The following is a 14309-nucleotide window of genomic DNA, read 5'->3' as shown; positions in this document are numbered from 1 at the left end:
TTCGGCCATCCCTGGACGCGAACCTTGCCCGGATTCGCCCGCGAATGTGGGCAAGATGATGCGGCGAATCCTCTCTGTGACACCAAGGCCCCGTCCAGCGTGCCAGGATTGGGATATGTCAGACGGTCACGGTCCCACGCCCGAGACGCCATCAGGCTGGTCGGCCGAACAGCCCCCGCCCTACAGCGCCCCGCCGGCCTCCCCGTGGACCGCGCCCGGCTCGCCGCAGCAGCAGGCGCCCGCCGCGCCGCCGTACGTTCAGCCTCCGCAGCAGCAGGCTCCCTACGGGCCCGGGCCGCAGACACCTTATCCGCCCTACCCGCCCCACGCCCCCGGGCCGCAACCCGGATACGGCTACATGCCGCACGCGCCGGCGCTCCGGCCCGGCATCATCCCGCTGCGCCCGCTCGGCCTCGGCGACATCCTCGACGGCACGATCAAGCTGATCCGGTCCAACCCCAAGGCCGTGCTCGGGCTGTCGGCCGTGGCCGCGCTGCTCGCCGCCGTGCCGCTGGCGGTGGGGCAGGCGTTCCTGCTCAACGCCATGGGCCCCGCGCTCACCGACCCTTCCAGCGCGGCCACCGCCGAGGCCGAGCTCGGCTCCCTCTACGGCGTCCTCGGCCAATACGGCGGCACGCTGGTCTCCTACGCGGTCCAGTTCGTCGTGGTCACGCTGCTGACCGGGGTGCTGACCCGCATACTCGGCCGGGCCGTCTTCGGCGGCAACATCAGCGCCGGTGAGGCCTGGCAGCTGGTCAGGAGCCGGGTCCCGGCGCTGTTCGGCGTGGTGGGGCTGATGGCCGTCATCATGCTCGTGCCGGTGCTCGTGTTCGTGCTGGTCATGGTGGCGATCACGCTGAACGCCTCAGCGGACGACCTCGGCTGGATCGTCGGGCTGTCGATCGTGTTCGCCATCGCGTACATCGCCTACTACCTGTTCTTCAGGACCCGCTTCGCGTTCGCCTCGCCGGCCGTGGTGCTGGAGGGCCGGGGCCCGATCGACGCCATGCGGCGCTCGTGGCACCTGGTGAGCGGCGACTTCTGGCGCGTGTTCGGCATCCTGCTGCTCACGTCCCTGCTCGTCGGCCTCGTCGCGGGCATCCTGACGGTGCCGTTCACGTTCGCGGGCACGTTGCTCGGCATGTTCGGCTCCAGCTCGGTGGCCGCGACCGTCATCTCCGCCGTGCTGATCGCGATCGGCGCCACGCTCGGGGCGATGTTCACCTACCCGTTCGAGGCCGGCGTCGCCGGCCTGCTGTACGCCGACCGTCGCATGCGCAGCGAGGCGTTCGACCTCGTGCTCCAGACGGCGGCCATCGAGCAGCAGCGCCAGGGCTGGGTGCACTCCTCGGCCGACGAGCTCTGGCACCCGTCCAACTCCGCCAGGTCGTGAGCCCGATCGACCGGGGGGAGGCCGCGCGCAAGGCCGCGGAGGAGCTCCTCAAGCCCGGCTACGAGCAGGAATCCCTGCTCGACGAGATCTACCGGCGGGTCATGCAGTTCCTCGGCGACCTGGCGGACGCGGCCATCGGCGGCGGCTCGACGGGCGGGATCATCGCGGCCGTGCTGATCACGCTGATCATCCTCGGGGTGATCGCGCTGGTCGCCTGGCAGCTGCGCAGGACCGCCCGCAGGAGGGCGCAGGCGGTGGGCGGGCTGTTCGGGGAGCGGGCGATGACCGCGGCCGAGCACCGGCAGGCGGCCGAGCGGCTGGCCACGGAGGGGCGCTGGACGGAGGCCGTCCAGGAGCGGCTCCGGGCCATCGCCCGCGACCTGGAGGAACGAGCGCTCGTGGACGGCATGCCGGGGCGGACGGCCGACGAGCTGGCGGCCGAGGCGGCGGTCTCGCTGCCCGGGTTCGCCGCTGAGCTGGGGGCGGCCGCGCGGTCGTTCGACGACGTCACCTACGGCGGGGTGCCGGGGACGCGGGAGGCGTACGACGCGATGGCGTCCCTCGACGAGCGCCTGCGCCAGGCCCGCCCGGTCCCGCTCGCCACCGCCCCTGTCGGAGCCGGCGGCCCGGTGCAGTGGACCGGCGGGCGGGGAGCCGGGGCATGAGCGTCGTGACGCGCCCGGCCGCGCCCGGGGAGTCGTACTCCACCTCCCCCACCGCCCGGTCCACCTGGCGCTCCAGCCGCATGATCGTCCTGCTGGGCGCCATCGTGGTGCTCGTCGCCGTCCTGGGCGTCCTGCTCGGCCCCGAGCGCGGTCCGGCCCGCCACCTCGACCCCGACGACACCTCCCTGGTGGGCTCCAAGGCCCTGGCCGAGCTGCTGCGCGACCGGGGTGTCACCGTCGACCGGGTCGACTCCGCCGAGGCCGCCGCCCAGAAGGCCGCCGCAGGCGACCGGGTGCTGCTGATCACCGACACCACCTACCACGACGAATACAGCCTGGCCCGGATCCCGGGCGACCGGCTGATCGTCGGCAACGTCTCCGGCCTGGACGTCCTCGCCCCGGGGGTACGCACCGAGCCGGGCCAGGCCCGCGCCCGCTCCCGCGAGCCGGAGTGCGGGCTTCCCGCCGCGACCGCCGCCGGCAGCGCGTACATGGGCGGTGCCACGCTCCGCGGCCCGTCGGGCGCGACCGGCTGCTACCCGGCGGGCGACGGTCACACGCTGGTCAGCTTCCCGTACGGGGGCGGCGTCACCACGGTGGTCGGCGACGGCGGGTTCATGAGCAACCAGCGCCTGGCCGAGGACGGCAACGCGGCCCTCGCGCTCAACCTGATCGGCACCGGCAGGCCCGTCACCTGGCTCGTCCGCCCCGACAACCCGCCCGTCCTGGACCTCCCCGGCGAGCGCGGCAAGTCGATGTACGAGCTGATGCCCGACAACGTCCGCTGGACCGTCTACATGGCGCTCATCGCCCTGGCCGTCACCGCGCTCTGGCGGGGCCGGCGCCTGGGGCCGGTGGTGACGGAGAAGCTGCCCGTCATCGTCCGGGCCGCCGAGACGGTCGAGGGGCGCGGCCGGCTCTACCGGGCCAGGAGGGCCAGGGAACGCGCGGCCGACTCGCTGCGCGCGGGCACGATCGACCGGCTCACGCCGAGGCTGGGGCTCGGCTCGGGCGCCGGGCAGCACGAGGTCGTGGCGGCGATCGCCGCCCGTACGGGACAGGATCCGCAGCAGGTCGGCGCCGCACTGTACGGCCCGCCGCCCGCGGACGACGCCGGTCTCGTCGGGTTGGCCGGATACTTGGACTCCGTCGAAAGGCAGTTGAGTGAACTCTGACGAGACTTTCCGCGTGACGAACTCGGGCGACTCGGCCCGTGAGGCGCTGGCCGCGCTGCGCGCCGAGGTGTCCAAGGCCGTGGTCGGCCAGGACGCGGTGGTGACGGGGCTGGTCATCGCGCTGCTGTGCAAGGGGCACGTGCTGCTCGAAGGCGTGCCGGGCGTGGCCAAGACGCTGATGGTCCGTACGCTGTCCGCCGCGCTTTCCCTGGACTTCAAGCGGGTGCAGTTCACGCCGGACCTGATGCCGGGCGACGTGACCGGCTCGCTGATCTATGACGCGAAGACGGCGGAGTTCGAGTTCCGCGAAGGGCCGGTGTTCACGAACCTGCTGCTCGCCGACGAGATCAACCGTACGCCGCCGAAGACGCAGGCGGCGCTGCTGGAGGCGATGGAGGAGCGGCAGGTCAGCGTGGAGGGCTCGGCCCGGCAGCTGCCCGACCCGTTCGTGGTGTGCGCGACGCAGAACCCCGTCGAGTACGAGGGCACCTATCAGCTGCCCGAGGCCCAGCTCGACCGGTTCCTGCTCAAGCTGACCGTGCCGCTGCCGCCGCGCGAGCAGGAGATCTCGGTGCTCGACCGGCACGCCCGCGGCTTCGACCCGCGCGACCTGTCGGAGATCAAGCCCGTGGCCTCGGCCGAGGACCTGGCGGCGGGGCGCGAGGAGGCCGCGAAGGTGCACGTGGCGCCCGAGGTGCTCGGCTACATCGTGGACGTGGCCCGCGCCACCAGGAGCTCGCCGTCGCTGCAGCTGGGCGTCTCCCCGCGTGGCGCCACGGCGCTGCTGGCCGCCGCGCGGGCCTGGGCCTGGTTGTCCGGCCGGCCCTACGTCACCCCCGACGACGTCAAGGCGCTGGCCAGGCCCGCGCTGCGGCACCGGGTGCAGCTCAGGCCGGAGGCCGAACTGGAGGGCGCGACCGCAGACGGCCTGCTCGACGGCATTCTCGCCTCGGTCCCGGTCCCGCGCTGATGGCGCTGACGGGACGGGCCGGACTCGTCGCGGCGGTCGGGATCGTGGTGGTGATGTTCGCGCCGCGGCCCGGGGCCGCGCTGGCCGGGGTCTGCCTGCTGCTGGCCGCCGGGATCTGCGTGGACCTGGCCTTCGCCGGGGCGGTGCGGCCCCTGCGGTTCCACCGCTCGGGCGACACCCTGATCCGGCTCGGCCAGAGCGCCACGGTGGAGCTGGTGGTGGAGAACCCGGGCGGCAGGCGCGTACGCGGCCTGCTGAGGGACGCCTGGCCGCCCTCCGCGGGCGCCGCCCCGCGGGTGGCCCGGCTCGACGTGCCCGCCGGCGAGCGCCGCAAGGTGGTCGTGACGCTCACGCCGTCCAGGCGCGGCGACCGGTCCTCCGTGGCGGTCACCGTGCGCTCGCTCGGGCCGCTGGGCCTGGCCGGGCGCCAGGGCAGCCACCAGGCCCCGTGGACGGTACGCGTGCTGCCGCCGTTCCTGTCCCGCAAGCACCTGCCCTCCAGGCTGGCCCGGCTCCGCGAGCTCGACGGCCAGCACCCGGCGCTCGTCCGCGGGCAGGGCACCGAGTTCGACTCGCTGCGCGAGTACGTGGTGGGCGACGACGTGCGCTCCATCGACTGGCGGGCCACCGCGCGCCGCCACGACGTCGTCGTACGCACCTGGCGGCCGGAGCGCGACCGCCGCGTGCTGATCGTGCTCGACACCGGCCGCACGTCGGCAGGACGGGTGGGCGCCGCGCCGATCCCCATGGCGGGGGCCACGTCGGGCGGCGGCGGGCTGCTCGTCCAGCCGGATCCCCGGCCCGCGCCGGGCTGGCCGCGGCTGGACTGGTCGATGGACGCGGCGCTGCTGCTGGCCGCGCTGGCCGCCAGGGCCGGTGACCAGGTGGACTTCCTGGCCTACGACCGGGCCGTGCGCGCCTGGGTGAGCGGAGCCTCGCGGACCGAGCTGCTGTCGTCGCTGGTCAACGTGATGGCGCCGATCGAGGCGGAGCTGGTCGAGGCCGACTCGCAGGGCATGGTGGCCGCCATCCTGTCCCGGGCCAAGCGGCGCTGCCTGGTCGTGCTGCTCACCGACCTGAACTCGGCGGCCCTGGACGAGGGGCTCATGCCGGTGCTGCCGCAGCTGTCCGCGCGGCACCTGGTGCTGGTGGCCGGGGTGTCCGACCCGAGCGTGGCGGGCATGGCGGGCCGCCGGGGGTCGGTCGAGGAGGTGTACGACGCGGCGGCGGCCGAGCAGGCGCAGCTCGGCCGCAGGCGCATCACGGCTCGCCTGCGGCGGCACGGGGTCGAGGTCGTGGACGCGCCACCGGAGGACATCGCGCCGGCGCTGGCGGACGCGTACCTCGCGCTGAAGGCCGCCGGCCGGCTCTAGCTCTGGCTCAGCGGGGCCTCAGGCGGTCGGGGCGACGTCGGGGGCGCGTTCGATGTCGCCGGTCTCGTTCCGGCGCAGCGCGCGGCGGCCGAAGACGATCACGTACGCCAGGAAGGCCACCTCGGCGAGCACCCCGATGCTCACGCGCGCCCACGTGGGCAGCCCCGACGGGGTCACGAACGCCTCGATCAGCCCCGACACGAACAGCACCACGACCAGCCCCAGCGCCACGCTCATGACCGCGCGCCCCTGCTCGGCCAGCGCCTCCACCCGCCGCCGCGGCCCCGGGTCGATGACCGTCCAGCCCAGGCGCATGCCCACGGCCGCCGCCAGGAAGACGGCGGTCAGCTCCAGCAGCCCGTGCGGCAGGATCAGGCCGAAGAAGATGTCCAGCTTGTCCCGGGAGGCCATCAGGCCGCCGGAGACGGCGACGTTCTCGGCGTTGGCGTAGAGCGCGTACGGGATCGGCAGCCCCAGCAGCACCGCGTACATGATCATCTGTGCCGAGACCCACGCGTTGTTGATCCACACCTGGCTGGCGAAGGAGGCGGCCGGGTGTTCGGAGTAGTAGTCGGCGAATTCCTCGTTGACGAGCCGGCTGATCACCTCGGGACTGGCGATCGACGCCTGCACCTCGGGATTGGCCGCCACCCACGCGCCCATGACCCACGCGACCACCAGGAACGCCACCGAGCTGGCCAGCCACCACCACCGCGCCCGGTAGGCCACCACGGGGAACGACACGGTGAAGAAGCGCACCAGCTCCCGCCAGGCCGGGGTGTGCGCCCCCGTCACCGCCGACCTGGCCCGGGCCACGATCGCCGACAGCCGCCCGACCAGCATCGGGTCCTTGGAGGAGGAGCGGACGATGGACAGATGCGTGGCCACCCGCTGGTAGAGCTCCACCAGCTCGTCCACCTCGGTGCCCGTCAGCGACGAGCGGTTCTTGACCAGGTGGTCGAGCCGGTCCCACACGGGGCGGTGTGCTGTGACGAACGCATCGATGTCCACCCGAACATTCTGGCCGCTCAATCACTGGGACATAGCCGTTAGGCTCCACATATGTCAGAGGTTGTGACCGGGGACGCCGTCGTCGTCGAGGTGCGGGTGGCGCAGATGCCCTCCCGGGCCTTGGCGATCATCATCGACATGGTCGTGCAGCTCACCGTCCTGATCGCGGCCTACACGATCTTAGGCGCGTTCGCGGCGGTCACGGACTCGGCCATGTTCGGGGCCGTCATGATCGTGATGGTCGTGCTGGCGCTCGTCGGCTACCCGGTGATCTTCGAAACCCTCTCCAGGGGACGCACCCTCGGCAAGCTGGCGCTCGGGCTCCGGGTGGTCGGCGACGACGGGAGCCCGGAGCGCTTCAGGCAGGCGCTGTTCCGGGGGCTGGCCGGGGTGGTGGAGTTCTGGATGTTCTCGGGGGCTCCGGCGCTGATCTCGTCGCTGGTCTCGCAGCGCGGCAAGCGGCTCGGCGACATATTCGCGGGCACCATCGTCATCTCCGAGCGGGCGCCGCGCGACTCGGCCCAGGTCATCATGATGCCGCCGCAGCTCGCGAGCTGGGCGGCCACGCTGGAGCTGTCCCAGCTTCCCGACGAGGTGGCGCAGGCGGCCCGGCAGTACCTGTCGCGGTGGCACGACCTGTCGCCGCAGGTCCAGCACGAGATGGGGGTCCGCATCGCGACCCAGACGGCGGCCTTCGTCTCACCCGCGGCTCCGGCTGGGGTGCCGCCGCACGCGTACCTGAGCGCCGTCCTGGCCGAGCGCCGCCGCCGCGAGGAGGTGCGGTTCGCCCAGCGGCTGGGGCAGAGCCTGCCGCAGCAGGTCCCGTCGTACCCGCCGTCGTCGCCGTACGCACCGCAGGCGCCTCAAGCGCCGTACGGACCTGCCGCGTCTCAGCCTCAGCAGTCCCCGTACGCGCCTCCCGCCCCCCGGCCGTATCCGCAGGGTCCCGGTGCACCCGCGCCGGAGCCGCCGAAGGCGACTCCGGGCGGGTTCGCACCGCCTCAGTGAGCGTGGTCAGAGGGCAGGCGAGCCGTCACCTCAGTGGTGACCCCAGCTTCGGTACGACTCCTGCGTCTGCACGTTCAACCGGTCGGTACGAACGCGCGAGGCGCCGTTGGTCAGCGGGTCGTTGATCTTGATGACGTCGAGGCCCTCGTGGAAGTCGGCCGCGTAGATGTAGCCGTTGTAGTAGTAGGCGGACCAGATGCCGCCGCCACCGCCGGCCGAGCGGGGACCGCGCTCGAAGTAGCCGATCTCCCTCGGGTTCGCGGCGTCGGTGAAGTCCCAGATCGACAGCCCGCCCATGTACCAGGCCTGGACCATGATGTCGCGGCCCTTGACCGGGATCAGCGAGCCGTTGTGCGCGACGCAGTTCTCACTGTCGGCCTGGTGCCGCGAGATCTTGAAGTAGCTCTTGAACACGAGCTGCCCGTTGACGATCTCGTAGATCGCGTCCGCACCGCGGTTCGGCCCGGTGGCCTCGTTGCAGGTGGCCGCCCCGCCGCCGCCGAGCTCGTCGGTGAAGACGACCTTCCTGGCGTCGTTCGTGAACGTGGCCGAGTGCCAGAACGCGAAGTTCGGGTCCGTGGTCCTCGCGGTGACCTTCGGGTTCAGCCGGTCCGAGATGTCGAACAGCACGCCGTCACCCATGCACGCGCCGGCCGCGATGTCCTTCTCGGCGAAGGTGGTGATGTCGTGGCAGCCGCTGGTCGGCACGAGGAGCCCGGGCTGGGTCTCGTTCCCGCCGTCGGGGAAGACGACCGGGGTGGAGGCGACCGCGGCGGCGGTCGGGTTCCGCAGCGGAACCTTGATGATCGAGATCTTGTCGTGCGGCGGCTGGCAGTCGGGGAAGTTCGCGGCCGGCAGATACGACGACACGTAGACGTAGACGTTCTTGTACCGGTCGCGGCCCTTGCCCGGCACCAGGGTCAGGGTGTGGGAGCCGCAGTTCGTCTCGACCGACTTGATGTACTTCGGGTTGGCCTTGTCGGAGACGTCGAAGATGCGGACGCCTTCCCATGCCTCCTTGTGGTCCGCGGTCAGACCCGTGCTGTTGCAGGAGTCGTCGCTGCGGGAGGAGTCCACGGCGGCGAACAGCAGGTCGCCGTAGACGCTGACGTCCATCTGGGCGCCGGGGCAGACGACCGAGCTGACCGGCTTGGCCCTCTTGGGATTCCTGATGTCGTAGATCGAGAAGCCGCCGTAGTTGCCGACGTAGGCGTAGTCGCCCTGGAAGGCGATGTCGGTGTTGATGGTGGCGGCGATCGGGGCCGGCTTGGGGATGTTCAGGACGTGGGTCACGTTGGGGCTGGTGACCACGGTGTCGGGCGGCGGGATGTCGGCGGCCAGCGCGGGCATTCCGGCCAGGGCCAGAACGGTGGCCGCCGCAGCCACGACGAGGGAGCGGCGCGAGAGGGACACTCGAGAGCCTCCTTGATCACGTTTGTCCTGTGGGAACACACGGGAAGCAGGACGGCGGGGCCCGAACGGCCCCGCCACCTGCTGGATCAGTGGCCGGGCCCGTGTTCGGGATACGACGCCTGCGTCTGCGCGTTGAGCGAGCGCATCTTGACGCCGTTGGCCTTGTTCGTACGCCAGTCGTTGATCTTCAGCACATCGAGGCCCAGGTTGAAGTCGGAGCCGTAGATGTAGCCGTTGTAGTAGTAGGCGGACCAGAAACCGCCGCTGAGCGCCGGAGCGGTGTTGTCGGGGCCGCGCTCGAAGAACGCGATCTCCTGCGGGTTCGCGGAGTCGGTGAAGTCGACCACCGAGATCCCGCCCTGGTACCACGCCTGCACCATGATGTCGCGGCCCTTGACCGGGATCAGCGAGCCGTTGTGGGCCACGCAGTTCTCCGTGTCGGCCTGGTGCCGCGAGATCTTGAAGTAGCTCTTGAACGCGAGCTGCCCGTTGACGATGTCGTAGTACGCGTTGGCGCCCTTGTCCGGCCCGATGGCCTCGTTGCAGGTCGCCCTGGTGCCGCCACCGAGCTCGTCGGTGAAGATGACCTTCGTGCCTTCGTTGTTGAACGTGGCCGAGTGCCAGAAGGCGAAGTTCACCTCGTCGCGCACGGTCGCGGTGACCTTGGGCTGCTCGGGGTTGCGGATGTCGAGCAGGATGCCCTCACCCATGCAGGCGCCCGCGGCGATGCCCTTCTCCGGGTAGGCAGTGATGTCGTGGCAGCCGGTCGTGGCCGACTTGCCGTTCGGGTACGACCCCGGCACGCCCGGGAACCCGCCATCGGGGAACAGGTTGGGCGTGGCGATGACCGTGGCCGCGCCCGGGTCCCGCAGCGGCACCTTGATGATCGAGATCAGGTCGTGCGGGGTCTTGCAGTCCGGGAACGTGTCACTCGGGCTGTAGGAGGAGACGTAGATGTAGACGTTCTCCCGCCTGCGGTCCGGGACGAGCGTGTGCGTGTGAGAGCCGCAGTTCGTCTCGACCGACTTGATGTAGGTCGGGTTGGCCTTGTTCGAGACATCGAAGATGCGGACGCCCTCCCACGACTCCTTGATCGTGGCGCTCTGACCGGTGCTGCTGCACGAGTCGTTGTTGCGGGAGGAGTCGACGGACCCGAACAGCAGGTTGCCGTAGACCGACACATCCATCTGGCCGCCGGGGCAGACCACGGAGCTGACCAGCGACGTGCGCTTCGGGTTCTTGATGTCGTAGATGGAGAAGCCGTAGTAGTTGCCGACGTACGCGTAGTCACCCTGGAAGGCCATGTCCGTGTGGATGTCGGCCAGGGCCTCGGGCTTGGGCACGTTGGTGACGTGCTTGATGTTGGGGCTCATGACGATCTCGCCGGGAGCCGGGATGTCCGCAGCCTGGGCCGGCACGGTAGTACCGGCTAATGCGACCAGGGCCGCGACCAGGACTAGAGCTCTGCGGGGGGTGAACACTCGGGAACCTCCGATAAAGGGGGCATAAATCTACGTAATCCTCGCCTTTCACCAACCCCGCAGGCCAGCGTCCAACATGTCAATTTTTGTTCCGGTTCGGCCTCTTTCATTCAGGGCCCACATGACCTAGAGTGCGCATTCTGTACCGAGTCAGTCAGGAGGCTGAGTGCGCGCTGCGCTCATCGTCATCGTGGGCCTTGTCGTCGCCCTCGCCGGCTGCAGCTCCAGCACGACGCCACAGGCCCCGCGGGCCGACTCGACGGCGCCCGTGATCGCACCCGGGCGGCCGGGTGAGCAGGCCAAGACGCTGTCACCGTCCGAGGCCGCCACCGCCGTGCCCGCGGACGCCGCCAACGCGGCCGACATCAAATACGTCCAGGACATGGTCGTGCACCACCGGCAGGCCATGGACATGGCGCTGCTCGCCCCGAACCGGGCCGACTCGGCCAAGCTCAAGAGCCTGGCTGACCGGATCCAGGCCGCTCAGGGCCCCGAGATCCAGTACATGTCGACGTGGCTGCGGGAGCAGGAGCAGAAGGTGCCCGACCACCATGCCGCGCACGAGGGCATGCCGGGGATGGCCACGCCGGAGCAGATGGAGGCGCTGAAGGCGGCCAAGGGCAAGGACTTCGACCGGATGTTCCTGCAGCTCATGATCAATCACCACCTGGGCGCACTCAAGATGTCCGAGCAGGTGCTGGCCGGCGGCTCACACATCAAGATCGAGGAGCTGGCCACCGACGTCAACGTGACGCAGTCGGCCGAGATCCGGCGCATGCAGGAAATGCAGGCAGCACTCTAGGAGCCGAGCGCCTTCGGCCGGCTCAGGCCCCCAGCGAGCCGGCCGCCATCGTCCTGTTCAGGACCCCACTCGCCAGGAGTGCAGGTAGTCCTCCTGCTCGGCACTGAGCACGTCGATGCCGATGCCGGTCGCCGCCAGCTTGAGCCTGGCCACCTCGTGGTCGATCTCCTCCGGCACGTCGTAGACGCCAGGCGCGAGGTTCGCGCGCTCCCCGGCGAGCCAGGCCACGGCGAGGGCCTGGGCGGAGAACGACATGTCCATGACGGCCGCGGGGTGCCCCTCGGCGGCCGTGAGGTTGACCAGGCGGCCCTCGGCGAGCAGCAGGAGCCGCCGGCCGTCGGGCATGACGTACTCGTCGGTGTTGGGCCGCACGCCCCGGTGCACCTCGTGGGACAGCTCGTCCAGCGCCCGCACGTCGATCTCCACGTCGAAGTGCCCCGCGTTGGCCAGGATCGCGCCGTCCCGCATCACCGCCAGGTGCTCGGCCCTGATCACGTCGCGGTTGCCGGTCACGGTGATGAACAGGTCGCCGAGCAGCGCGGCCTGCGCCATCGGCCGCACCTCGTAGCCCTGCAGGGTCGCGTCCAGCGCCTTCACCGCGTCGATCTCGGTCACGATCACCCGGGCGCCGAACCCCTTGGCCCGCTCGGCCACGCCGCGCCCGCAGAACCCGAACCCGGCCACGACCACGGTCCGCCCGGCCAGCATGGTGTTGGTGGCCCGCATGATGCCGTCCAGGGTGGACTGGCCGGTGCCGTACCGGTTGTCGAACATGCGCTTGGTCCGGGTGTCGTTCACGGCCACGACCGGGAACCGCAGCGCGTCCTCGGCCGCCATCTGCCGCAGCCTGATGATGCCGGTCGTGGTCTCCTCGCACCCGCCGCTCACCCGCTCCAGCAGGTCGGTCCGCTCGGTGTGCAGGATGTTCACGAGATCGCAGCCGTCGTCGAGCACGAGGTCGGGCCCGAGGTCGAGCGCCTGGTGGATGTGCCGGTAATAGGCGGCCCGGTCGACGCCGGCCCGGGCGTGCACGCCGATCCCGTACGCCCGCAGCGCCTCGGCCACGTCGTCCTGCGTGGACAGCGGGTTGGAGGCGGCCAACGCGATCTCGGCGCCCCCGGCCTTCAAGGCGCCCATGAGCACGGCCGTCTCGGCGGTGACGTGCAGGCAGGCCGCGATCTTCAACCCGTCCAGCGGCCGTTCGAGCGCGAACCGCTCACCGATCGCGGTCAGGACCGGCATCGAACGAGCGGCCCAGGAGATCTGCCGCTCACCGCTTTCACTGAGATCCATGGTCGCCTTCAACCGAAGAACGCGGCCAAGAACCCCGCTTCGTCACGGCGCCCCGCCCGTGAGCCTTCACGACCGGCCATGACGGACGGGAGGGGCTACGACGCGTGCGGGCAACTTGGCCTGCCGTAAAGGATGGTTGTGCGCTCTGGAAGAGCGCACCGATAACAGAAAGCTCTGAGAGGCGGGCAACCACCTCTCAGAGCTGCTTCTGATCTAGTAGCGGTAGTGGTCGGACTTGTAGGGGCCCTCGACGTGCACGCCGATGTAGGAGGCCTGCTCCTTCGTCAGCTCGGTGAGCTTGACGCCCAGGGCGTCGAGGTGCAGGCGGGCGACCTTCTCGTCCAGGTGCTTGGGCAGCGTGTAGACCCCGATCTGGTATTCGGAGGTCTTGGTGAACAGCTCGATCTGGGCGATCACCTGGTTGGTGAACGAGTTGGACATGACGAAGCTGGGGTGGCCGGTCGCGCAGCCCAGGTTCATCAGGCGGCCCTCGGCCAGGACGATGATCGAGTGCCCGTCGGCGAACACCCACTCGTCGACCTGCGGCTTGATGTTGTTCCTGACGATGCCCTCGGTGCGGGCCAGCCCGGCCATGTCGATCTCGTTGTCGAAGTGGCCGATGTTGGAGACGATCGCCTGGTGCTTCATCCGCGCCATGTGGTCGGCGGTGATGATGTTGAAGTTGCCGGTGCAGGTGACGAAGATGTCGGCGATGCCGACGACCTCGTCCAGCGTGGTGACCTGGAAGCCGTCCATGGCCGCCTGCAGCGCGCAGATCGGGTCGATCTCGGTGACGATCACGCGGGCGCCCTGGCCGCGCAGCGCGTCGGCGCAGCCCTTGCCGACGTCGCCGTAGCCGCAGACCACGGCCACCTTGCCGCCGATCAGCACGTCGGTGGCGCGGTTGAGGCCGTCGATGACGGAGTGGCGGCAGCCGTACTTGTTGTCGAACTTCGACTTGGTGACCGAGTCGTTGACGTTGATCGCCGGGAAGAGGAGCTGGCCGTTCTTGTGCATCTCGTAGAGACGGTGCACGCCGGTCGTGGTCTCCTCGGTGACGCCCTTGATGCTCTCGGCGATCCGGGTCCACCTCTTGTCGGCGCCGACCGTGCGGGTGAGCAGGTCGATGATGACGTGCCACTCCTCCGGGTCCTCGGCGGTGGCCGCGGGCACGGCGCCGGCCTTCTCGTACTCGGCGCCCTTGTGCACGAGGAGCGTGGCGTCGCCGCCGTCGTCGAGGATCATGTTGGGGGCGTCACCGCCGGGCCAGGTGAGGGCCTGCTCGGTGCACCACCAGTATTCCTCCAGCGTCTCGCCCTTCCAGGCGAACACCGGCACGCCCTGCGGGTCGTCCACGGTGCCGTTCGGGCCGACGACCACGGCGGCGGCGGCGTGGTCCTGCGTGGAGAAGATGTTGCAGCTGACCCAGCGGACCTCGGCACCGAGCGCCACCAGCGTCTCGATGAGGACGGCCGTCTGGATCGTCATGTGCAGGGAGCCCATGATCTTCGCGCCGCGGAGGGGCTGGGAGGCCGCGTATTCCTTGCGGACCGCCATGAGGCCGGGCATCTCGTGCTCGGCGAGCCGGATCTCCTTGCGGCCGAAGTCGGCAAGTGAAAGGTCTGCGACCTTGAAGTCCATCGGGTTTCCCCTCGCGTCACTGATGGTTGTCGCCGACGAGTTTAGGCGCCGTCCGTACGCGGGCGCACGCCGGGAGCGGTGAAA

At 70.6% G+C, this 14309-nt stretch carries 12 protein-coding genes; 7 read left to right on the top strand and 5 right to left on the bottom strand.

Annotation, left to right across the window (positions count from 1 at the left end):
• Positions 1-115 precede the first annotated feature (115 nt).
• The 5 genes from ACBJ59_RS45935 to ACBJ59_RS45915 are packed head-to-tail and all read left to right on the top strand — an operon-like array spanning position 116 to position 5576.
• A complete protein-coding gene (locus ACBJ59_RS45935; protein ID WP_375116385.1) occupies positions 116-1393 on the top strand; it encodes a glycerophosphoryl diester phosphodiesterase membrane domain-containing protein in 1278 nt (425 codons plus the stop codon).
• Positions 1390-2058, top strand: a complete 669-nt coding sequence (locus tag ACBJ59_RS45930; protein WP_375116384.1) for a DUF4129 domain-containing protein — start codon at positions 1390-1392, stop codon at positions 2056-2058. The genes ACBJ59_RS45935 and ACBJ59_RS45930 overlap by 4 nt, the downstream gene beginning before the upstream one ends.
• Positions 2055-3233, top strand: coding sequence for a DUF4350 domain-containing protein (locus ACBJ59_RS45925; protein WP_375116383.1), 1179 nt, complete (start codon positions 2055-2057; stop codon positions 3231-3233). The genes ACBJ59_RS45930 and ACBJ59_RS45925 overlap by 4 nt, the downstream gene beginning before the upstream one ends.
• 13 nt (positions 3234-3246) lie before the next feature.
• Positions 3247-4203, top strand: coding sequence for an AAA family ATPase (locus ACBJ59_RS45920; protein ID WP_375116382.1), 957 nt, complete (start codon positions 3247-3249; stop codon positions 4201-4203).
• Positions 4203-5576 carry a DUF58 domain-containing protein gene (locus ACBJ59_RS45915; RefSeq protein ID WP_375116381.1) on the top strand — a complete coding sequence of 458 codons (1374 nt, stop codon included), beginning with the start codon at positions 4203-4205 and terminating at the stop codon, positions 5574-5576. Before ACBJ59_RS45920 ends, ACBJ59_RS45915 begins: the two co-directional genes overlap by 1 nt.
• Before the next feature lie 18 nt (positions 5577-5594).
• On the opposite strand, the gene ACBJ59_RS45910 is transcribed toward ACBJ59_RS45915, so the two are convergent.
• Positions 5595-6587 carry a stage II sporulation protein M gene (locus ACBJ59_RS45910; RefSeq protein WP_375116380.1) on the bottom strand — a complete coding sequence of 331 codons (993 nt, stop codon included), beginning with the start codon at positions 6585-6587 and terminating at the stop codon, positions 5595-5597.
• Between the two features lie 51 nt (positions 6588-6638).
• Between ACBJ59_RS45910 and ACBJ59_RS45905 the strand changes: the two genes are divergently transcribed.
• Positions 6639-7595: an RDD family protein gene (locus tag ACBJ59_RS45905; protein WP_375116379.1), complete on the top strand. Its 957-nt coding sequence runs from the start codon at positions 6639-6641 to the stop codon at positions 7593-7595.
• A gap of 30 nt (positions 7596-7625) precedes the next feature.
• Here the strand turns inward: ACBJ59_RS45905 and ACBJ59_RS45900 are convergent, their stop codons facing one another.
• Entirely contained in the window at positions 7626-9008 is a 1383-nt protein-coding gene (locus ACBJ59_RS45900; protein WP_375116378.1) for an LVIVD repeat-containing protein, read from the bottom strand.
• A gap of 86 nt (positions 9009-9094) precedes the next feature.
• On the bottom strand, positions 9095-10489 hold the full coding sequence (locus ACBJ59_RS45895) for an LVIVD repeat-containing protein (RefSeq protein ID WP_375116377.1): 1395 nt from the start codon (positions 10487-10489) through the stop codon (positions 9095-9097).
• A gap of 166 nt (positions 10490-10655) precedes the next feature.
• Here ACBJ59_RS45895 and ACBJ59_RS45890 point away from each other — a divergent pair, with 166 nt between their 5' ends.
• Entirely contained in the window at positions 10656-11291 is a 636-nt protein-coding gene (locus ACBJ59_RS45890; RefSeq protein ID WP_375116376.1) for a DUF305 domain-containing protein, read from the top strand.
• Between the two features lie 57 nt (positions 11292-11348).
• Here the strand turns inward: ACBJ59_RS45890 and ACBJ59_RS45885 are convergent, their stop codons facing one another.
• The gene (locus ACBJ59_RS45885) at positions 11349-12584 is read right to left on the bottom strand and encodes an adenosylhomocysteinase (protein WP_364119479.1); all 1236 of its coding nucleotides are present in this window, start codon (positions 12582-12584) and stop codon (positions 11349-11351) included.
• A gap of 213 nt (positions 12585-12797) precedes the next feature.
• Entirely contained in the window at positions 12798-14225 is a 1428-nt protein-coding gene (ahcY, locus tag ACBJ59_RS45880; protein ID WP_364119482.1) for an adenosylhomocysteinase, read from the bottom strand.
• Positions 14226-14309: the final 84 nt, after the last annotated feature.

It is taken from the genome of Nonomuraea sp. MTCD27 (genome assembly GCF_041950495.1).
Lineage (GTDB): Bacteria > Actinomycetota > Actinomycetes > Streptosporangiales > Streptosporangiaceae > Nonomuraea.
The sequence above is the reverse complement of the archived record's forward strand: the minus strand, read 5'-3'. Positions and strand labels throughout refer to the sequence as shown.